Below are 19,452 nucleotides of genomic sequence, written 5' to 3' on the forward strand. Positions count from 1 at the left end.
ACTAGGGTTTAGGAAGTATTTGCACAAAGTCAAATTGAAAATGATGACATTTACAAATACTTATGCGAATCACATAAAACTAGGTGCATCATTTGAAAAGAGTATTAAATCTCCGTTTTTTGTTTCTTTAGCTAGAGTTTGAACTAGCTGGCTTTTTTCTTTAAGTATAATGGTTTTTATTTTTAACTCTTTTTTGAAAATTTCAGCATTGATTTGTGCGCTAATGATAGCAAGATCAAAACACTCATTGATGATTTTAGCAAGTTTTATATTTTCTTCTTCGCTTACTTCTACTATACCAGGACTTACTAAAACTTTGCGTCCTTTATAGCTTTTACAAAGTTCATAGCTTGTGCTCATACCTTTAAAATTTCCATTAAAACCATCATCTATGATAAATTTAGGCTCTCTTGAAAGCACTTGCAAGCGATGTTCTACGGAGTTTATATTTAAAACTTGCTTTTGAATTTTTTCTAGCTTTATACCAAGATAATGAGCGCAAAGTATACAAACACAAAGATTTTGCGCGTTAAAATCCCCTAAAATTTGACTTTTAAAATCATAGGATTTATTTTCTATATCGATTTTAAATTCTAAACCTTCAAGACTTGAATGAATAAGACTTAATTTATCATCATAAAGGCTGATGAGTTTATCTTCTTCTTTTTGGGTACTAGAGTGTAAAAAAGCCTTTTCTAGTCTTTTGGAATTTAAGGCTTCAAGTTTGGTTGATCGGATATTTTCAACACTTTTAAAATACTCTAAATGTGCATTGCCTATCTCTCCTACTATGCTGATGTGAGGCTGTAAAAAACGAGTGATTTCATCAATATCGCCTTTAAGTCTAGCACCTGCTTCAGCTATGTAAATTTGAGTATCTTGGCTTAAATTGGTATTGATATCAGCAACTATACCTAGCAAGGTATTGACAGAGCGTGGTGTTTTGTAGCTTTTAAAGTCATCTTTTAAAAGTTCGTATAGAAAATTTTTAATACTTGTTTTTCCAAAACTTGCGGTAATGAGTATGATTTTTAAATTTTCATTGGCTCTTAGTTTGGCTTTGGCTTGTTTTTTATAATATAAATTTGTAAAAAACTCATAAATTTTAAGACTCAATAAAGCAAAAGGAAGACTAAAAAGATTAAAAAGAAAAGAAAAACGCAAAGCAAGTATAGCAAAAATAGCATTATAAACAAAAACAAAAACAAAAAACCATTTAACCTTGCTTGTAAAAACAAGCTTTTTATCTATACCTTTGTTCCAAAAATACAAAATCAGAGTATGGATCAATGCAAAATATGCCAAAGAGTGTAAAGGAAAAGCTAAGAATAAAAAATAAGGAATAAATAAAAAATACAAATGCCACAAAGGTTTATGATAATGAAAAAACACGCGTTTAAATTTATAAGAATACCATTGTAAAGCACTCATAAGATAAAAAGCTATACAAAAATTAAAAAATAAAGAATTGATAAAATAAAGAGTATTGATAAGCATTTAAATTTCCTTGATTTTTTGAGCTATGAAAGCAGAATGTTTTAAAAAGAAAAAATGATCTCCCTCTAAAGGATAAAAAGTGCTATTTTTTAAAAATTGATGCATTTTCTCGCCACAATATAAAGGTGTAGCTTCATCGCTTTTTCCCCAAAAAATCAAACTTTTAGCCTTTTGCTTGGCAAAAATTTCACTAAAATCCTCATCAACAACCTTTTTAAAGGTTTCATACATCATAGGACTAAGATTTGCTCCATCTTTACTAGCAAAATAGCGATAAAATTTTCCCAAACCAAAGAGTTTTAAAATTTTAAAAATACGGATTTTAAAACGCACTTTTAGGGATTTTTTAGCCAAAATTCCCGCACTTGAAAGTAAGATTAGAGTGTCTTTTTCTTTTGCGAGTAGGGTACTTACTTTTCCGCCAAAAGAATGCCCCATGAAAAAACAGATATTGAGTTTTTTTTGTTTTAAAAAAAGTTCTGCGATATTGGCATAATCTTGAGTGTTTAAAATTTCTTCCACACTTGAATTTCCAAAACCTGCTAAATCCATATAAATTTGACAAAAATCTTTTAAAAAAGGACAAAAACTTTGCTTCATAAGTTCTTTATTGGCTCCCCAGCCGTGTAAGATAAGTATTTGCGGTAAGGAAAGATCACCTAAAATTTCATAAGAAATTTGATAAGTTTTGTTTTTATAAGAAAGTTGAGTTTGAGCCATTTTAAGCCTTTTGATTTTTGTAGATATTTTCTAAAAGTTGCATGGCATTTTGTAAGCGTTCAAATTCCTTCATACTAAGCATTACAGCTTCAAATTTGTTATTTTTTAAAATAACTATTTTTCCACTTTCGCTTTTTTTGAGTTTTTCCATAATGGGGCTAAAATTTCTTACCACTTCAGTAGCAGTGTAAATTTCATCTTGTTTAAAAGAGAGCATTTTTCTTCCTAAAATACGCTAAATTTTATGTATAATTTAGCGTATTTTGACTTAAAAGCTTATAATTTTCCTTTTTGTCCGTTAATGGAGTGAAGGAAGTTGTAATTGATTTTTATCATTTTTTCAAGTGAAATTTGATCAGCTAAAGCGTTTAAAGTGGTATTAAAATCTTTAAAAAGATAATTAGCCAAAGAACCAGGATTTGGGTTGATTTCATTTAAATATACTTCATTATTCAGTATAAAAAAATCACAGCGTATTAAAGCACCTTTAAACAAAGGATTGTAGATTTTTTTAAAGCTATCTTTGAGTTTTTCTTTTAATTCTTCGCTTAAATCCGCTTCTATAAGCTCATTGTGTCCTGAAAAGCTAAGATATTTTTGTTCAAAGTCTAAAAATTCTTTTTTCTTTGGCTCTTCTATGATGGAAAAAACAAACTCATCATTGATCATACATCCTGCAAGATTGTATTCTTTGATATTGTTTTTAAATTCTTCTACTACAAGATCATTATCAAATTCAAAACCTACATCTTTGGCGTATTCTAAATCTTTTTCATCTTTTACTATGCTAATACCTATACTACTTCCAAGTCTTGCAGGTTTGATAATGCAAGGAAAACTAAGCTTTTCTTTAGAGTTTTGATTTTTTCTTAGTATGGTATAATCAAGTGTTTTTACTCCAACGCTTTTGGCATAAAGTTTGGTAAGTTCTTTATTAAAAGATAATGCACTAGCTTCAAGTCTAGGTCCTATAAATTTAATAGAATAAAACTCAAATAAAGCCGCAATTTTTCCATCTTCTCCATCTCTACCATGGATAAGATTGATCACGCATTCGCATTCTAGTTTATTTTCTTTTAAAAAACCTTTGCTAAAAAAACCTCCTTGTTTGATGAAGAGTTCTTTTTCTTTTTTATAAGCTTTGGTGTTAAAAGTTTTAGAATTCATTTTTTCACTTGGGATGAGATAAAATCTTCTTTCTTCATCGCAAAAAATAAATTCTAAATTTTGATTGATAACTTTTTTAAGTACCACAGCACTTACTATACTGATCTCATGTTCATAAGAATTTCCGCCAAAAAGTATTGCAAATTTCATTTTATTCCTTTATCCTAGTTTTTTAAGAGCTTCTTTGATGAGTTCGCTTGTGCTTGTTGCTTGAGCACTTGCTAAAACACTTATGATTTTTTCTTGTTTAAAGCCTAGAGTAAGAAGTGCGGCTAAGGCTTCGCTTTTATCATCGCTTACATTTTCAAGTTTGGTTTTTGTATCTGAAAGTTCTACTATAATGCGTTTTGCACTTTTTGGACCTATTCCAGGTACTTTTTTAAGTACGCTTTCATCGCCTAAACTTAACGCTTTGTAAAAAGAATTTACATCAAGACTAGAGCATACCGCCATAGCAGTATTTGCACCCACTCCATTGACTTTTAAAAGCATTTCAAACATTTTTTGCTCGTCCTTATCCAAGAAGCCATAAAATTTATTAGAATCTTCTTTGATGATTTGAGTAATAAAAAACTCATGCTTTTCTTGAGTTTGAATTTTAGCAGAACAAAAAAGCGAAATAAATATCCCATAGCTTAAACCACTAGCGCATTTAACAATGATAAAAGTAGGTTCTTTTTTTGTGATTATTCCTTCGATGCCGACAACCATGCTATATCCTTTTCTTTATAATCTAATTTTTTATGTATTTCTATACTTTCTTGGTTGTTTTGTATGACTTTTTTAATACTTATAAATTTAGCACTTTCATTAACAAATGAAGAGTAAAAAATATCTTCTTTAGGCTCTAGAAGTGAAAATTTGATCTCATTCATATCAGTCCATTTGCCACTTTTATTTATAAAAGTTGCTTCAAAAAGCATTTTTTGTAAATTGATTAATTCTAATTGTAAAGATTTTTTGCGTTCAAGAAGTTCTTTTTCTTCATTTTGTAGTTTATTTAATTCAAGATTTTGTAAAGAGAAATCTTTTAGGGCTTTTTCGTATTGTACAGGAACATTTTGACCTTGATTTTTAAGTTCTGCTATCTTTTTTTCAACGCTTAAAATTCCATTTTTGCTTGATAAAATGTATTGTCTTATTTTATTTATTTTATGATTTAACTTAGAAATTTGCTCTCCTAAAATCGCAAATTCTTCATCATAATTTTTATCAAGAGTTTTAATTTTAGCATGAAATTTATTATTATCCCCGTTGATGTGTTCTATTGTGGTGTTTTCAAAAAACACACAAGAATTATTACTTTCTAAATTTTCTATATAGATTTTATCAGCTTGTATATTTCCACCTAAACTTTTTTTAATTTTCACTTCTTTGGCTTTGATTGTTCCGCCTTCGAGCAAATCTATATTTAAAATTTCGGCTTCTGCAAATCCTCTATGAGTTTTTATATAAGCTTGTTTGGCTTGAATTTTGGCTTTAGAGTGTGTAGTGCCTTCAATTTTCATTTTAGTGGCATTAAGTTGAGTGTTGCTTCCTACGCTTCCGACTATATTTAATTCTTCACATTCTATCCTAACGCCAGAATTTACAGCATCTTTTACTTCTGAAAGAAATTTTATATTGATTTTGACATTTTTGTCTAGTCCAGCTCTTATAATCCCTATATTTTTAAAATCTACCCCATTAAAATCTAGTTCATTGGCGATATCAAATTTTTCACCATCTTGTACTACATAACCTTTTTTTAAAGCTATATATTCTGTATATCCATCTTGCTCTACTTGTTTAAAAGCTGAAGAACAAGAAAATTTAACTTTATTTTCATTTGCGGCTAAAACTTTTAAGGCGTGCAAATTTAAGTCTTTTCCTTCTTTACCTTGTTTAAATTTGGCGTGTTTTAAAACAACTTCATTTTCATCAACAGCAATAATACCTGAGCGTTTTTCATCGATAGTGTAGTTTTTGGTTTTTTCTTTATAAGTCAAGATCAGAGATTCATCTTGACTTTCTATAGGATCAATACCTTGTGCAACGGTGATTTGTATAGTTTTATTTAAAGGGGTATTTTTATGTTGATTGCAAAAAGACATTAAATTTTTCTTAAAATCAAAAATGCGGATACCTATTAAAAATTTAAGTTTTAACATCTTTTTATAAATATTTTGTAAAAGCTCTAGTGCTAGTTTTTCATGAAAGTCTAAATTTGTAAAATCAATTTGAGCAACTATTTTGGTTAAATTTTTATTCGCAACTAGTTTGACTGCTTGAGATGCTTTGCTTTGGTTTATACCATGGAAAATTTCTATTTTGTATTCTTGCTTGATTTGAAGATCATTTTTTAAAAAAATTTCATCTTTATCAAAAAGAGTTAATTCTTTTTCAGAGATTTTTTCCCATTCTAAATCTCCAAAACGATATTGTGTAGAAAATGCCAATAAACTAAAATCAAGCTCATTTAAGCCAAGGTTTGTTCGTGAAGCTACGCTTAAAAGCTCTCGAGCTGGATTTTCTGTATAGGCAATAATTTTTTCATCCAAAGCCAAAACTTTCCCCTTGTAAAAAATTAAGAATGTAATTATAGTCAATTTTTAATCAATTTTAGTTAAAATAATTCTCTTTATATTTTGAAATTTATGAAAAAATTTAATGAAGAGTTTAGTATTTAAAAATTTTATTATCAATGCTTTAGGAATTTTATTTTCAAGAATTTTAGGGCTTGCTAGAGATGTTTTAATAGCGCTTTTTTTAGGAGCAGGGCTCTATAGTGATATTTTTTTTGTGGCTTTAAAAATGCCTGCTTTTTTTAGAAGAATTTTTGCAGAAGGGGCTTTTGGACAAAGTTTTTTGCCTAATTTTGTAAAAGCGAAAAAAAAGGGAGCTTTTTGTGTTAGTGTAATGATGCAATTTAGCTTTATAGTTTTTTTATTTTGTCTTTTGGTAAGTTTTTTCTCCTCTTTTTTCACTAAGCTTTTTGCTTTTGGGTTTAACGCAGATACCATAGCTTTAGCGGCTCCTTTGGTGGCGATTAATTTTTGGTATTTGTTTTTTATTTTTTTAGTTACTTTTTTAGGAGCTATTTTAAATTATAGACAAAAATTTTTCATTACCTCTTTTTCTGCGGCATTATTTAACTTAAGTATTGTTATAGCTGCCTTTTTTGTGGATAAAAATGCGCCGCAAAATACACTTTATTATTTTTCTTATGCAACGGTTTTAAGTGGGGTGGCGCAGCTTATTTTACATTTGCTTGTTTTAAAAAACAATCCTGTAATCCATGCTATGGCTTTAAGTATAAAATTTAAAAAAGCTAAGGCGAAATTACAAGGTTTTTATGGCAATTTTTTTCATGGAGTTTTAGGTTCTTCTGCGACGCAATTTAGCTCATTGCTTGATACAACCATGGCTAGTTTTTTAATGAGCGGGAGTATTTCTTATCTTTATTATGCAAATCGTGTCTTCCAACTCCCCCTTGCACTTTTTGCTATTGCTTTAACTCAAGTTTCTTTTCCAAAAATTTTAAAACATTTAAAAAGTGGTCAAGAAAATTTAGCCTTAAAATTTATGCAAAGAGCATTAGTGCTTTTAAGCATTTTGCTTATTGCTTCTAGTATTATAGGTTCTGTGTTTGCTTTGGAAATTTCAAAGCTTTTATTTGAAAGGGGAAATTTTACCCATGAAGATAGTGTGATTACGGCTTATGTTTTGATTGCTTATCTTATAGGACTTTTACCTTTTGGTTTGCAAAAGCTTTTTTCTTTATGGCTTTATGCAAAATTTAAACAAAAAACAGCAGCTTGGATCGCGGTAAAATCTTTAATTATCAGTGCTTTATGTTCTATAGCTTTTATATTTTTGATTAAAGATGAAAGTTTAAAGGTTATTGCAGTAGCACTTTCAAGCTCTATTAGTGCTTTTTATTTGCTTGGAGCCAATATCAAAGAATTTGGTTTTAAGAAATTTTTTGCTTTAATATCTATTAAAATTTGCTTGTTGGTTATAGTTGCTTTGATTGTTTTTACGATCTTACTTATTTTGATTAAACCTTATATTTTAAGTTTTTTTATAGGAATTTTTACAAGTTTTAAAGGAGTTTTTTAATGAGATTATTAGACAGTGTAACAAAAGAGAAAATAAAACTTGATAAAAAAGATATTAGTATTTATTTATGCGGGCCTACGGTTTATGATGATGCACATTTAGGACATGCAAGAAGTAGTGTTTGTTTTGATCTTTTGCGTAGGGTTTTACTTGCTCAGGGCAATAGGGTAAAATTTGCTAGAAATTATACAGATATTGATGATAAAATTTTAAAAAAAATGGCTCAAAGCGGTCAAACTTTACAGGAAATTACGGAATTTTATATCAAAAGTTATGAAGAGGATATGAGGGTTTTAAATGTATTAGATCCTGATTTCAAGCCTCGTGCAACGCATTATATAACAGCTATGCTTGATTTGATTAAAAAGCTTGCTAAGGATGGGTTTATTTATACTCTAGAAGATGGAATTTATTTTGATACAAGTAAAGATGAAAAATATTTAAGCCTATCAAATCGCAATTTAGAAGAAAATATCTCTCGTTTAAGTAATGAAGTGCAAAAAAGAAATGAAAGCGATTTTGTGCTTTGGAAATTTGATGAAAATTTTTACGAAAGTGAATTTGGTAAAGGGCGTCCAGGTTGGCATACTGAATGTGTTGCTATGATTGATTCTATTTTTGAAAATACTCTTGATATACATGCTGGAGGGATAGATTTGCTTTTTCCTCATCATGAAAATGAAGCTGCACAATGTCGTTGTGGATGTAAGAGAAAATTAGCGAATATTTGGCTTCACAATGGTTTTGTAAAAATCGATGGTGAGAAAATGAGTAAAAGTTTAAATAATAGTTTTTTCATAAAAGATGCTTTAAAAGAATTTATGGGCGAGGCTTTAAGATTTTATCTTTTGAGTTCTCATTATAGATCCCATTTTAACTATTCTTTTTCAGATTTAGAAAATACTAAAAAACGTTTAGATAAATTTTATCGCCTTAAAAAAAGATTGGATTTAGGTGAAATTTCTGATTTTGATGTTTTAAATGATATTGAAATAAAAAGCGAAATTGCTAAGCAAATTTTAGAGATTTTAAATGATGATTTAAATATTTCTAAAGCCTTAGCTCTTTTAGATGATTTTATCGGTAATGCAAATTTAGAGTTGGATAAAGAAAGTAAAAACAAAATTTTAAAACAAAATATCAAAGAAGCTTTAAGTGAGCTAGCTAAAATTTTTGGCTTTGGTTTTATGGATACAACTTTATATTTTCAATGGGGCGTAAGCAAAGAAGAACGAGAAGAAATTGAAAAGTTAATTTTAGAAAGAACTGAGGCTAAGAAAAACAAAGATTTTAACACAGCTGATGCAATAAGGGAGCAATTAAGTAGTAAAAAAATCACTCTTTTAGATACTCCAAATGGAACAATTTGGGAGAAAATGAATGTATAATGAGATGAATTTAAAAGAGGTTTTAATACGCTTTAAGCCCTTTTATAAAAGATATTGGAAACAATTTGCTATAGCTATTTTTGGTATGATTTTAGCAAGTGGAGGAACTGCTGGAAGTTTTTATGCTTTAGAACCTATTTTAAATTATATTTTTGTTGAAAAAAATGAAGCTTTACTTTATACAGTACCTTTTTTGCTAGTATTGATGTATTTTTTTAAAAATCTTGGAACTTATTTACAAAGTTTTTATGTTTCTTTTATAGGAACAGATATGTTAAGAGTATTGCGTGCTAGGGTTTTAAAAAATATTTTACGCTTGGATATGGATTTTTTTAAACGCTATAGAAGTGGAGAGCTTGTAAGTCGTTGCACTAATGATATTAATGCGCTTCAAAGCATAGTATCAAACATTATTCCTGATTTTTTTAGAGAGCTTTTAACTGCTATAGGACTGCTTTTGGTAGTCTTGTATCAAAGTCCTACTTTGGCTTTTTTTGCTTTAGTGGTTTTGCCTTTAGCTATTTTCCCTTTGGCGTGGTTTGCTAAAAGACTTAAAAAATATGCAAGAAATATACAAGAGACAAATTCGGATTTACTTTCTTATTTGGGTGAAATTTTTTCAAATATTGAATTGATCAAAGCTAACGATAATGAAAAAAAAGAAAGTGATAAATTTGCTAAGCATAATGATGCTTTATTTAAATTAAACCTAAAATCCGCACGCATTGATGCGCTTACAAGCCCTTTGATGGATATGATGGGTTCAATTGGAGTTGCTGTGGTGATTATCGTAGGAGGTAGAGAGGTTATCAATGGTTCTATGAGCGTGGGAAGTTTTATCAGCTTTGTTTCAGCGCTTTTTGCGATATATACCCCACTAAAACGCCTTTCTTCTTTATATGGAAAACTTCAAGGTGCTGTTGCGGCAAGTGAAAGAACTTTTTATTTATTGGATTTAGAACCTCAAATTAAAGGTGGAAGCAAAGAATTAAAAAACATTGAAAGAATTAGCTTTGAAAATGTTGAATTTGCTTATGAAAACCCACATAAAAGCGTCTTAAAAGGCATAAATTTTGATTTTACTAAAGGGCAAATGCTTGCTCTTGTAGGAACAAGCGGGAGTGGTAAATCTTCTATTATTAATCTTTTGATGTATTTTTATGAAAAGCAAAAAGGTAAAATTTTACTCAATCAAGAAGATATTAGCACTTTTACCATAGAAAGTTTACATGCTAAAATAGGACTTGTAACGCAAAATATTTATCTTTTTAATGATAGTTTTGCTGCAAATATTGCTTATAGCGAAGAGTTAGAAGAAGAAAAAGTCGTCCAAGCTTTAAAATTGGCCAATGCTTATGAATTTGTTAAAGAAATGGGCGGGATTTGGGCTGAAGTAAAAGAGCACGGTAAGAATTTAAGCGGAGGACAAAAACAAAGAATAGCAATCGCTAGAGCTTTATATAAAAATCCTGATGTGCTTATTTTTGATGAAGCAACTTCAGCTTTGGATAATGAAAGTGAAAAAGCAATAGTTAAAACTATAGAAAATTTAAAACAAGATAGATTGATTTTAGTAGTTGCGCATCGTTTAAGCACTATAGAAAATGCAGATAAAATAGTAGTATTGGATAAGGGCAAGATATTGGCAATAGGTAAAGATGAAGAGCTTTTACAAACTTGTTCTTTATATCAAAAATTTAAAAACAAAGAAAAAACAAAGCCTAGCTTTAGTTAATTTTAGTTAGAATTTTAAAAAGGATTAAAAAATGGCTTATGAAATGATAAAACCTTTACTTTTTAAGTTAAACCCTGAGCATGCACATGCTTTGGTTGAATATAGCTTAAGGGCTTTAAGTGCTAGTTTTCCAGGAGCTTTAAGTTTTTTAGCACACAAATATATAGTTGATGATGAGAGTTTAAGACAAAATTTACTTGGACTTGATTTTAATAATCCTGTGGGTTTAGCAGGAGGCTTTGATAAAAATGCCACTATGATAAGACCTTTGAGTGCTTTAGGATTTGGCTTTTTGGAAGTGGGAACCTTTACTCCAAAACCTCAAGAAGGCAATGAAAAACCACGCCTATTTAGACTTGTAAAACAAGAAAGTATACAAAATGCTATGGGTTTTAACAACGAAGGTGCTGAAAAGATTGCTTTAAGACTTGCAAAAACCTATCCTTTTGTTTTGCCTTTAGGGATAAATATAGGGAAAAATAAAATTACTCCAAATGATAAAGCCTTGGAGGATTATTTTACTTTGTTTAGAGATTTTAAGGATTTGTGTGATTATTTTATCGTTAATATCTCATCTCCTAATACTAAGAATTTAAGAGAATTGCAAAATGATGATTTTTTAAATACCTTGCTTGAAGAAGCTAAAAAAATCACTTCTAAGCCTATTTTGATAAAAATTGCTCCCGATATGAAAATAGATGATGCTTTAAATTTATGTGAAAATGCTATTAAAAAGGGTGCAGATGGATTTATATTAGCCAATACTAGTGTTGATTATAGTTTATTAGATAATAGTCGTACTTTTGGTGGTATTAGTGGAAGACTGATTACGGAAAAAAGTGGTATTTTTTTCAAAGAAGTAGCTAAAATTCTTTTTGGCAAAACCTTGCTTATTGCAAGTGGAGGGATTGATAGTGCTGATATTGCTTATGAGCGTATTAAAAATGGGGCTAATTTGGTGCAAGTTTATACAGCTTTGATTTTTAAAGGTTCTTCTTTGGTAAAAAATATCAATCAAAATCTTATAGAGCTTTTAAGAAAAGATGGTTTTTTACACATTAGCGAAGCTGTTGGGGTAAATTTAAAATGATTGCTTATGAAAAAATTCAATTAAAAAACAAGCTTGAAGTTTATGCTTTGCCTGTAAATAAAAATAGCGATGTGATTAGCGTTGATATTTTTTATAAAGTGGGTTCAAGAAATGAGATTATGGGAAAAAGCGGCATAGCTCATATGCTAGAACATTTAAATTTTAAAAGTACTAAAAATTTAAAAGCTGGCGAATTTGATGAGATTGTTAAAGGTTTTGGTGGTGTGGATAATGCAAGCACAGGTTTTGACTATACTCATTATTATATTAAATGTGCGAAGAAAAATTTAGATAAAGCTTTAGAGCTTTTTGCGGAACTTATGGCGAATTTAAATTTAAAAGATGAAGAATTTCAGCCTGAAAGAGCAGTGGTTTTAGAAGAGCGTAGATGGAGAACAGATAATAACCCTTTAGGATATCTTTATTTTAGACTTTTTAATCATGCATTTATGTATCATCCTTATCATTGGACTCCTATAGGTTTTTTTAAAGATATAGAAAATTGGAGCATTGAGGATATTAAAGAATTTCACAGTATTTACTATCAACCTAAAAATGCGATTTTACTTGTAAGTGGCGATATAGAAAGTAAAGAAGTTTTTGATCTTTCAAAAAAACATTTTGAAAAGATTAAAAATACTAAGACTATACCTAAAATTCACACAAAAGAGCCTAAGCAAGATGGAGCAAAAAGAATATATTTGCATAAAAACTCAGATACTGAACTATTAGCCCTTGCTTATAAAATTCCAAATTTCAAGCACAAAAATATACCTGCTTTAAATGCTTTATCTGAGCTTTTAGGAAGTGGGAAAAGTTCTTTAATGAGTGAAATTTTGATTGATAAATTAAATTTAATCAATGATTATTATGCTTATGTTAATGATTGTATAGATGAAAATTTATTTATTTTTATTTGTAATTGTAACCCCAATGTTAATGCAGAAAAAGTAGAAAAAGAGCTTTTAAAAATCATTGATAAACTTAAAATGGGTACAATTTCTCAAAAAGATTTGCAAAGAGTGAAAAATAATGTCAAGAGTGATTTTATTTTCTCACTTAACAATGCTAGTGCAGTGGCAAATATTTATGGTTCATATCTAGCAAGAGGGGATATCGATCCTTTGTTAAATTATGAGAAAGATATACAAAATTTGGAATTAAAAGATTTGATTTCTTGTGCTAAAAAATATTTTATTCAAGAAAATTCAACTACGGTAATTCTAAGAAAGGATTCAAATGGATAAAAATATTATCATTGGGGCGATGACTGCTCTTATTACACCGTTTAAAAATGGAAAAGTTGATGAGCAAAGTTATGCAAGATTGATTAAAAGACAAATAAAAAATGGCATCGATGCAGTAGTTCCAGTAGGAACAACAGGAGAAAGTGCAACTTTAACCCATGAAGAACATAGAACTTGCATAGAAATAGCCGTTGAAACTTGCAAAGGAACTAAGGTTAAGGTTTTAGCAGGTGCGGGAAGTAATGCAACTCATGAGGCAGTGGGTTTGGCTAAATTTGCTAAAGAACATGGTGCTGATGGGATTTTAAGTGTGGCACCGTATTATAATAAACCTACACAACAAGGACTTTATGAGCATTATAAGGCTATTGCGCAAAGTGTAGATATTCCTGTGCTTTTATATAATGTTCCAGGAAGAACAGGTTGTGAAATTTCAACAGATACTATTATCAAGCTTTTTAGAGGTTGTGAAAATATTTATGGAGTAAAAGAAGCGAGTGGAAATATCGATAAGTGTGTGGATTTGCTTGCGCACGAACCTAGAATGATGCTTATTTCGGGAGAAGATGCGATCAATTATCCTATACTTTCAAATGGTGGAAAGGGAGTGATTTCAGTAACTTCAAATTTATTACCCGATATGATTAGCGCTTTAACTCATTTTGCTTTAGATGAAAATTATAAAGAAGCTAAAAAAATCAATGATGAGCTTTATAATATCAATAAAATTTTATTTTGCGAAAGTAATCCTATTCCTATTAAAACGGCTATGTATATAGCTGGATTGATAGAAAGTTTGGAGTTTAGACTTCCTCTTTGTCCTCCAAGTAAGGAAAATTTTGCTAAAATTGAAGAAGTGATGAAAAAATATAAGATCAAAGGATTTTAATGAATACAGAATTTCAAGGAAAAACTTTAGTAATCAGCGGTGGAACTCGCGGGATAGGCAAAGCTATAGTTTATGAATTTGCTAAAGTGGGTGCAAATATAGCTTTTACTTATAATTCCAATGCACAAATTGCTGATGAAATGGTGCAAGATTTGGAGAAAAATTATAAAATCAAAGCTAGAGCTTATGAGTTTAATATCTTAGAACCTGAAACTTATAAAGAACTTTTTGAAAAAATTGATGTGGATTTTGATAGGGTGGATTATTTTATCTCAAATGCTATCATTTCAGGACGTGCGGTTGTAGGTGGTTATACTAAATTTATGAAGTTAAAACCAAAAGGAATTAATAACATCTTTACAGCCACAGTTAATGCTTTTGTTGTGGGCGCACAAGAAGCAGCTAAAAGAATGGAAAAAGTAGGGGTTGGAAGCATTATTTCTATCTCATCTACAGGAAATTTAGTGTATATAGAAAATTATTCAGGTCATGGCACAGCAAAAGCTGCCGTAGAAGCTATGGCAAGATATGCGGCTACTGAACTTGGAGAAAAAAATATCCGTGTAAATGTCGTAAGTGGTGGGCCTATTGAAACTGATGCTTTAAGAGCTTTTACAAATTATGAAGAAGTAAAACAGGCTACTATAAATTTAAGCCCTTTAAATCGCATGGGGCAGCCTGAAGATTTGGCTGGAGCATGTCTTTTTCTTTGTTCAAGTAAGGCAAGTTGGGTAACAGGACATACTTTCATCGTTGATGGTGGTACAACTTTTAAATAAAAATTAAGAAAAATCAATGGATTTTTCTTAAAAATATTTTTCAATCAAGTTTTAATTTCCATCCTAAAAAAACACTTAATAATGCAAGTAAAAAAATAAAATTTAAAGTCCAATTGCCAAAACCTACAAAACCTATAGATAATACGCTGTAAAAAAATCCTCCCACAGCTGAATAAATACAAATCGTACTTAAAGATCCATTTTCTGCCATTTTTTTACATGGGCAGATTTTATAAAATTTTTTATCGTTAAATTGATTTTTCTTTTTATTTCCCAAAAATAAACCCAAAAAGGCAAAAAGATTTAAAAAAATAAAAGCATATAATAAAATTTGATCTAATTCCATTTTAATATACCTTAAAAATATCTAAGCCAAGAGGGTAGATGGACTTGCTCTTCTTTTAAAGTAGTCTCTTGTCCATGTCCTGGTAAAAGTTTAAAATCTTCTTTGTAAGTCATAACTTTTTCTAAGCTTTGTTTCATTAAATTTGCATCTGAATAAGGAAAATCCCATCTTCCTATGCTTCTATAAAATAAAAAATCTCCACTAAACATGATATTTTTACCTACAATTTCTATCATGGTGCAACCTGGTGTGTGTCCTGGTAAAAAGTGAAATTTAAAATCAATACCGCAAATATTTAAAATGTTTTCATTATCGATTAAAATATCAGCCTTGCTTGGCTTAAAACCTTGATTAAAGGGATCATCAAGCATAAAAGCATCGTTTTTGTGAATGTAAATAGGGATATTATATTCTTTTTTAACCTTGGCATTATCCCAAATATGATCATAATGCCCGTGAGTATTTAAAATCGCTAAAGGATTTTTTACATGTTTTTTGATGAAATTTAGTGCATCAAAACCAGGATCAATGATAATTTCTCCATGCTCACCAAATAAAATATAGCAATTAGTTTCATAAACTCCACAAGCTTGTTTGATAATTTGCATTTTTTACCTCTTTAATAAAAAATTTGCCTTAAATAAATATAATTATACATTAAATTTTTAAAAGGCAAGCTTTATGGATTGGCAAAAGATTACGGAAAAAATGTGTGATTTTATACAAGAAAAAGTGAAAAATTCTCAAAGTCAAGGTGTGGTTTTGGGGCTTAGTGGCGGGATTGATTCTGCTTTAGTAGCAACACTTTGCAAAAGAGCTTTAAAAGAGAATGTTTTTGCTCTTTTAATGCCAACTAAAATTTCAAATAAAGCCAATCTTGAAGATGCTTTAAGGCTTTGTGCGGATTTAAATCTTGAGTATAAAATCATAGAAATTCAAGGTATTTTAGATGCTTTTATAAAACAAAGTGAAAATACCACTCTAGTATCTTTAGGAAATTTTGCAGCACGTATTAGAATGAGTTTGCTTTATGATTATTCTGCTTTGAAAAATTCTTTAGTCATAGGCACTTCTAATAAAAGCGAATTACTATTAGGTTATGGTACGATTTATGGTGATTTAGCTTATGCTTTTAACCCTATAGGATCGCTTTATAAAAGTGAAATTTATGCCTTAGCAAAATACCTTAACTTGCATGAAAATTTCATCAAAAAAGCTCCAAGTGCGGATCTTTGGGAAAATCAAAGCGATGAGGGGGATTTAGGTTTTTCTTATGCAAAAATCGATGAAGGTTTAAAAGCCTTAGAAACTAATGATGAAAAACTTTTAAGAACGCTTGATCTTTCTTTGATTGCTATATTAAAAAATCGCATGCAAAAAAATGCTTTTAAGGGAAAAATGCCTGAAATTTTGGAAATTTAAACAATGAGTGAAGAAAAAAATTATGAACTTTGGCTTGATAATTATTTTTTTAAGCCTAATTTTTGGCAAAAATGCCTTGCTTTTATACTTTTTCCCTTAAGTGTGTTTTATGCTTTTTTTGCGATTTTAAATACTTTTTTTCGTAAAAAAATAGTTTTTAAAAAACCTGTTATTAGCGTTGGTAATTTAAGTTTTGGGGGTAATGGAAAAACCCCGCTTTGCAAAGCTATAGCAAGGGAATTTGATGGCGTTTTTATAGTACTTAGAGGCTATAAAAGAAAGTCTAAAGGTTTGTTTGTTGTTAAAAATCAAAATGAAATTTTATGCACTTTAACACAAAGTGGCGATGAAGCTATGGAGTATGCTTTTGAAGAAAATATCAAAGGTGTGATTGTGAGCGAAGATAGAGTAAAAGGTATTGAAAAAGCTTTTGAATTGGGAGCTAAAATCGTTGTACTTGATGATGCTTTTTCTAAATTTCATATTAAAAAATTTGATATTTTACTTGAAAGTAAAATCAAACCTTATTTTAATTTTACTTTACCAAGTGGAGCTTATCGTTTGCCAAAATTTTATGAAAAAAGGGCTGATTTTATTGCATTAGAAGGTAGAGATTTTGTGCGTTATTCTTTTGTAAAAGAAAATCCAAAGGCTGTTTTGGTAACTGCTATTGCTAAACCTTTTAGATTGTATGAGCATTTTATTAAAGCAAGGGCTTGTTATTTTTTTAAAGATCATTATGAGTTTAAAAAAGAAGAATTAGAAAATTTGCTAAAAAAACATAATTGCGATACACTAATGCTTACTTTTAAGGATTTTGTTAAAGTTAAAGATTTTGGTTTTAAATGTCAAATTATAGAATTAAATATAGAATTAAAAGATTCATTAAGAGAAAAAATAAAAACTTATATCAAGGAGTTTGAACAGTGAAATTGGTCGAGAGTAGAAATGTAAATAACGTATCAAGCTTTAAGGAAGCTTTGATTAACCCAAACGCTCCAGAAGGAGGACTTTATTCGCCTTTAAATTTACCTATTTTTGAAGGAGAAAAATATGCCAATTTATCTTATAAAGATTTTGCTTTAAAGCTTATAGAAAGTTTTGGTTTTGGCGAAGAAGAGCTTTTTAAAAAGGCTTTGAAAAGTTATGAAAGCTTTGATGATAAAAATACACCTATTTCTTTGCAAAAAATCTCTGAAAAAACCTATATTAACGAGCTTTGGCATGGGCCTACAAGAGCTTTTAAAGATATGGCTTTACAGCCTTTTGGCGTGCTTTTAAGCGAATTTTCAAAGGATAAGAATATTTTAATTATCTGTGCTACAAGTGGCGATACAGGGCCTGCAACTTTAAAAAGTTTTGAAAATGCAAAAAATGTTAAAGTAGCTTGTATGTATCCAAAAGGTGGCACAAGTGGAGTTCAAGAGTTGCAAATGCAAGCTTTAGATAAGGATAATTTGAAAGTTTTTGCCATAGATGAGGATTTTGACGCAGCGCAACGCACTTTAAAAGAATTGCTTTTTTCAAAAGATTTTCAAAACGAAATTAAAGCTTTAAATTATGAGCTTTGTGCAGCTAATTCTGTAAATTTTGGGCGTATTTTATTTCAGATTATTTATCATTATTATGCGAGTTTAAAACTTTTTAATGAGTTTTTAGAAGAAGTACAAATCATCGTTCCAAGTGGAAATTTTGGCAATGCTTTAGGGGCTTTTTATGCTAAAAAAATGGGAGCTAAAATTTCAAAAATCAAAATCGCTTCAAATGCGAATAATATTTTGAGTGAATTTTTTAATCAGGGCGTTTATGATTTGCGTGAAAAAAGTCTTAAGAAGACTATTTCTCCAGCTATGGATATACTTATTTCATCTAATATCGAAAGACTTTTGTTTGCGAAATTTAAAGATAAAAGAACTAAAGAACTGATGAATTTGTTAAAAAATGAGAGATATTTTAAACTTGAAAAAGAAGAATTACAAAGTTTGCAAGAAGATTTTGAGGCGGATTTTTGCACCGATGAAGAATGTATGCAATTTATCAAACAAAGCAAGATTTTAATCGATCCGCATACCGCAACTTGTTTTAAAATGCTTGATCCTTTAAAACCTAGCATTATCACTTCTACAGCAGAATGGACAAAATTTACTCCAAGTATGATAAAAGCTTTATATGATAGGGATTCTAAGAATGAAAAAGAAGATTTAAAATTTATAGCTAAAGAGTTTAATGTCCAAGTTAAAGATGAAATTTTGGCTTTATTTGATTTGAAAAATAGCGATGAAAAGGTATTTGAAGCCAGAAATATAAAAAAAGAAATTTTAGATTGGATGCAAAAATGATTATTATCCCTGCAAGATTAAAATCAAGTCGTTTTCATGAGAAAATTTTATGTGATATAGGTGGAGTGCCTATGTTTGTGGCTACTGCAAGAAGGGTAAGTAATGTAGATGAAGTTTGTATAGCTTTAGATGATGAAAAGGTTTTAAGTATCGCTAAAGAATATGGTCTAAATGCGGTTTTAACAAGCAAAGATCATGAAAGTGGTACGGATAGGATTAATGAAGCTTGTAAGAAACTAGCTTTAAAAGATAATGAGATTATTATCAATGTCCAAGCTGATGAGCCTTTTATAGAATGTGAAAATTTATTAAAATTTAAAGAATTTGCAAGTTCTTGCTTGGATAAAAAAGCTTTTATGGCGAGTTGTTATAAAAAAATTACTCAAGAAGAAGCTATGGATCCTAATCTGGTTAAAGTGCTTTGTGATAAAGAAGGGTATGCTTTGTATTTTTCAAGAGCTAAAATCCCTTATGAAAGAGAAAATTACGAGGAAAGTTTTAAAGGGCATTTAGGCATTTATGCTTATAGTGTCAAAGCTTTAAGGGAATTTTGTTCTTTATCAAGTTCTGCACTTGAAAGAGCGGAAAAATTAGAGCAATTAAGAGCTATAGAAAATGGTAAAAAAATCAAAATGCTTGAAATTTCAACAACAAGCATGGGGATTGATACTAAAGAAGACTATGAAAGGGCTTTAAAAATTTATTTAGAAAAATAACTCCACCCCAAAACGG

19 protein-coding genes are annotated in these 19,452 nt (G+C 29.7%); 11 read left to right on the plus strand and 8 right to left on the minus strand.

What is annotated here, in order from left to right; genetic code table 11:
* Nucleotides 1-69: 69 nt before the first annotated feature.
* From murF to FBE93_RS07965, 6 genes are read right to left on the minus strand one after another with little or no spacing between them, the layout of a single operon-like run.
* Nucleotides 70-1,497: a UDP-N-acetylmuramoyl-tripeptide--D-alanyl-D-alanine ligase gene (murF, locus tag FBE93_RS07940; protein WP_002933550.1), complete on the minus strand. Its 1,428-nt coding sequence runs from the start codon at nt 1,495-1,497 to the stop codon at nt 70-72.
* Nucleotides 1,498-2,217, minus strand: coding sequence for an alpha/beta hydrolase (locus FBE93_RS07945; protein ID WP_002933556.1), 720 nt, complete (start codon nt 2,215-2,217; stop codon nt 1,498-1,500).
* Nucleotide 2,218: 1 nt separating this feature from the next.
* Nucleotides 2,219-2,434, minus strand: coding sequence for a type II toxin-antitoxin system Phd/YefM family antitoxin (locus FBE93_RS07950; protein WP_002852622.1), 216 nt, complete (start codon nt 2,432-2,434; stop codon nt 2,219-2,221).
* Nucleotides 2,435-2,493: 59 nt separating this feature from the next.
* On the minus strand, nt 2,494-3,534 hold the full coding sequence (locus FBE93_RS07955) for a D-alanine--D-alanine ligase (RefSeq protein ID WP_002933557.1): 1,041 nt from the start codon (nt 3,532-3,534) through the stop codon (nt 2,494-2,496).
* Nucleotides 3,535-3,543: 9 nt separating this feature from the next.
* Complete coding sequence (ruvA, locus tag FBE93_RS07960; RefSeq protein WP_002933558.1) at nt 3,544-4,095, minus strand: Holliday junction branch migration protein RuvA; 552 nt, start codon at nt 4,093-4,095, stop codon at nt 3,544-3,546.
* On the minus strand, nt 4,071-5,930 hold the full coding sequence (locus FBE93_RS07965; protein WP_002933559.1) for a flagellar assembly protein A: 1,860 nt from the start codon (nt 5,928-5,930) through the stop codon (nt 4,071-4,073). The genes ruvA and FBE93_RS07965 overlap by 25 nt, the downstream gene beginning before the upstream one ends.
* Before the next feature lie 103 nt (nt 5,931-6,033).
* Here FBE93_RS07965 and murJ point away from each other — a divergent pair, with 103 nt between their 5' ends.
* Genes murJ through FBE93_RS08000 form a run of 7 tightly spaced genes read left to right on the plus strand, consistent with a single transcriptional unit; the run spans nt 6,034 to nt 14,613 of the window.
* Nucleotides 6,034-7,485 carry a murein biosynthesis integral membrane protein MurJ gene (gene murJ / locus FBE93_RS07970; RefSeq protein WP_165434352.1) on the plus strand — a complete coding sequence of 484 codons (1,452 nt, stop codon included), beginning with the start codon at nt 6,034-6,036 and terminating at the stop codon, nt 7,483-7,485.
* Nucleotides 7,485-8,873 (plus strand): cysteine--tRNA ligase, encoded by a 1,389-nt coding sequence (gene cysS, locus FBE93_RS07975; protein ID WP_059110912.1) that lies wholly within the window; start codon nt 7,485-7,487, stop codon nt 8,871-8,873. Before murJ ends, cysS begins: the two co-directional genes overlap by 1 nt.
* Complete coding sequence (locus FBE93_RS07980; protein WP_165434353.1) at nt 8,866-10,608, plus strand: ABC transporter ATP-binding protein; 1,743 nt, start codon at nt 8,866-8,868, stop codon at nt 10,606-10,608. The genes cysS and FBE93_RS07980 overlap by 8 nt, the downstream gene beginning before the upstream one ends.
* A 31-nt stretch (nt 10,609-10,639) precedes the next feature.
* Nucleotides 10,640-11,698, plus strand: a complete 1,059-nt coding sequence (locus FBE93_RS07985) for a quinone-dependent dihydroorotate dehydrogenase (protein ID WP_002933567.1) — start codon at nt 10,640-10,642, stop codon at nt 11,696-11,698.
* Complete coding sequence (locus FBE93_RS07990) at nt 11,695-12,945, plus strand: pitrilysin family protein (protein ID WP_002933568.1); 1,251 nt, start codon at nt 11,695-11,697, stop codon at nt 12,943-12,945. The genes FBE93_RS07985 and FBE93_RS07990 overlap by 4 nt, the downstream gene beginning before the upstream one ends.
* The gene (gene dapA, locus FBE93_RS07995; RefSeq protein ID WP_002933570.1) at nt 12,938-13,834 is read left to right on the plus strand and encodes a 4-hydroxy-tetrahydrodipicolinate synthase; all 897 of its coding nucleotides are present in this window, start codon (nt 12,938-12,940) and stop codon (nt 13,832-13,834) included. Before FBE93_RS07990 ends, dapA begins: the two co-directional genes overlap by 8 nt.
* Nucleotides 13,834-14,613: an enoyl-ACP reductase gene (locus FBE93_RS08000; protein WP_002933573.1), complete on the plus strand. Its 780-nt coding sequence runs from the start codon at nt 13,834-13,836 to the stop codon at nt 14,611-14,613. The genes dapA and FBE93_RS08000 overlap by 1 nt, the downstream gene beginning before the upstream one ends.
* Nucleotides 14,614-14,653: 40 nt before the next feature.
* On the opposite strand, the gene FBE93_RS08005 is transcribed toward FBE93_RS08000, so the two are convergent.
* Together FBE93_RS08005 and FBE93_RS08010 are read right to left on the minus strand one after the other, a co-directional pair.
* Entirely contained in the window at nt 14,654-14,959 is a 306-nt protein-coding gene (locus tag FBE93_RS08005) for a hypothetical protein (RefSeq protein ID WP_002933580.1), read from the minus strand.
* A gap of 11 nt (nt 14,960-14,970) precedes the next feature.
* Nucleotides 14,971-15,567, minus strand: a complete 597-nt coding sequence (locus FBE93_RS08010) for an MBL fold metallo-hydrolase (protein WP_002933581.1) — start codon at nt 15,565-15,567, stop codon at nt 14,971-14,973.
* A 73-nt stretch (nt 15,568-15,640) separates the two neighbouring features.
* Here FBE93_RS08010 and FBE93_RS08015 point away from each other — a divergent pair, with 73 nt between their 5' ends.
* From FBE93_RS08015 to kdsB, 4 genes are read left to right on the plus strand one after another with little or no spacing between them, the layout of a single operon-like run.
* The gene (locus tag FBE93_RS08015) at nt 15,641-16,381 is read left to right on the plus strand and encodes an NAD+ synthase (protein WP_002933582.1); all 741 of its coding nucleotides are present in this window, start codon (nt 15,641-15,643) and stop codon (nt 16,379-16,381) included.
* A gap of 3 nt (nt 16,382-16,384) precedes the next feature.
* Nucleotides 16,385-17,311 (plus strand): tetraacyldisaccharide 4'-kinase, encoded by a 927-nt coding sequence (locus FBE93_RS08020; protein WP_002933583.1) that lies wholly within the window; start codon nt 16,385-16,387, stop codon nt 17,309-17,311.
* On the plus strand, nt 17,308-18,720 hold the full coding sequence (gene thrC / locus FBE93_RS08025) for a threonine synthase (protein WP_002933584.1): 1,413 nt from the start codon (nt 17,308-17,310) through the stop codon (nt 18,718-18,720). The genes FBE93_RS08020 and thrC overlap by 4 nt, the downstream gene beginning before the upstream one ends.
* Nucleotides 18,717-19,436, plus strand: coding sequence for a 3-deoxy-manno-octulosonate cytidylyltransferase (gene kdsB, locus FBE93_RS08030; protein ID WP_165434354.1), 720 nt, complete (start codon nt 18,717-18,719; stop codon nt 19,434-19,436). The genes thrC and kdsB overlap by 4 nt, the downstream gene beginning before the upstream one ends.
* The last annotated feature ends 16 nt before the right edge of the window (nt 19,437-19,452 follow it).

Source organism: Campylobacter sp. CFSAN093229 (genome assembly GCF_011068225.1).
GTDB lineage: Bacteria > Campylobacterota > Campylobacteria > Campylobacterales > Campylobacteraceae > Campylobacter_D > Campylobacter_D jejuni.

Bases quoted from the DNA above. Each gene is read 5' to 3' on its own strand.
- FBE93_RS08010 (WP_002933581.1), bottom strand. From the start codon at position 15,567: ATGCAAATTATCAAACAAGCTTGTGGAGTTTATGAAACTAATTGCTAT.
- FBE93_RS08015 (WP_002933582.1), top strand. From the start codon at position 15,641: ATGGATTGGCAAAAGATTACGGAAAAAATGTGTGATTTTATACAAGAA.
- ruvA (WP_002933558.1), bottom strand. From the start codon at position 4,095: ATGGTTGTCGGCATCGAAGGAATAATCACAAAAAAAGAACCTACTTTT.
- FBE93_RS07980 (WP_165434353.1), top strand. From the start codon at position 8,866: ATGTATAATGAGATGAATTTAAAAGAGGTTTTAATACGCTTTAAGCCC.
- FBE93_RS07950 (WP_002852622.1), bottom strand. From the start codon at position 2,434: ATGCTCTCTTTTAAACAAGATGAAATTTACACTGCTACTGAAGTGGTA.
- FBE93_RS07945 (WP_002933556.1), bottom strand. From the start codon at position 2,217: ATGGCTCAAACTCAACTTTCTTATAAAAACAAAACTTATCAAATTTCT.
- FBE93_RS07985 (WP_002933567.1), top strand. From the start codon at position 10,640: ATGGCTTATGAAATGATAAAACCTTTACTTTTTAAGTTAAACCCTGAG.
- kdsB (WP_165434354.1), top strand. From the start codon at position 18,717: ATGATTATTATCCCTGCAAGATTAAAATCAAGTCGTTTTCATGAGAAA.
- cysS (WP_059110912.1), top strand. From the start codon at position 7,485: ATGAGATTATTAGACAGTGTAACAAAAGAGAAAATAAAACTTGATAAA.
- FBE93_RS08020 (WP_002933583.1), top strand. From the start codon at position 16,385: ATGAGTGAAGAAAAAAATTATGAACTTTGGCTTGATAATTATTTTTTT.
- FBE93_RS07955 (WP_002933557.1), bottom strand. From the start codon at position 3,534: ATGAAATTTGCAATACTTTTTGGCGGAAATTCTTATGAACATGAGATC.
- FBE93_RS08005 (WP_002933580.1), bottom strand. From the start codon at position 14,959: ATGGAATTAGATCAAATTTTATTATATGCTTTTATTTTTTTAAATCTT.
- murF (WP_002933550.1), bottom strand. From the start codon at position 1,497: ATGCTTATCAATACTCTTTATTTTATCAATTCTTTATTTTTTAATTTT.
- murJ (WP_165434352.1), top strand. From the start codon at position 6,034: ATGAAGAGTTTAGTATTTAAAAATTTTATTATCAATGCTTTAGGAATT.
- dapA (WP_002933570.1), top strand. From the start codon at position 12,938: ATGGATAAAAATATTATCATTGGGGCGATGACTGCTCTTATTACACCG.
- FBE93_RS07990 (WP_002933568.1), top strand. From the start codon at position 11,695: ATGATTGCTTATGAAAAAATTCAATTAAAAAACAAGCTTGAAGTTTAT.
- FBE93_RS08000 (WP_002933573.1), top strand. From the start codon at position 13,834: ATGAATACAGAATTTCAAGGAAAAACTTTAGTAATCAGCGGTGGAACT.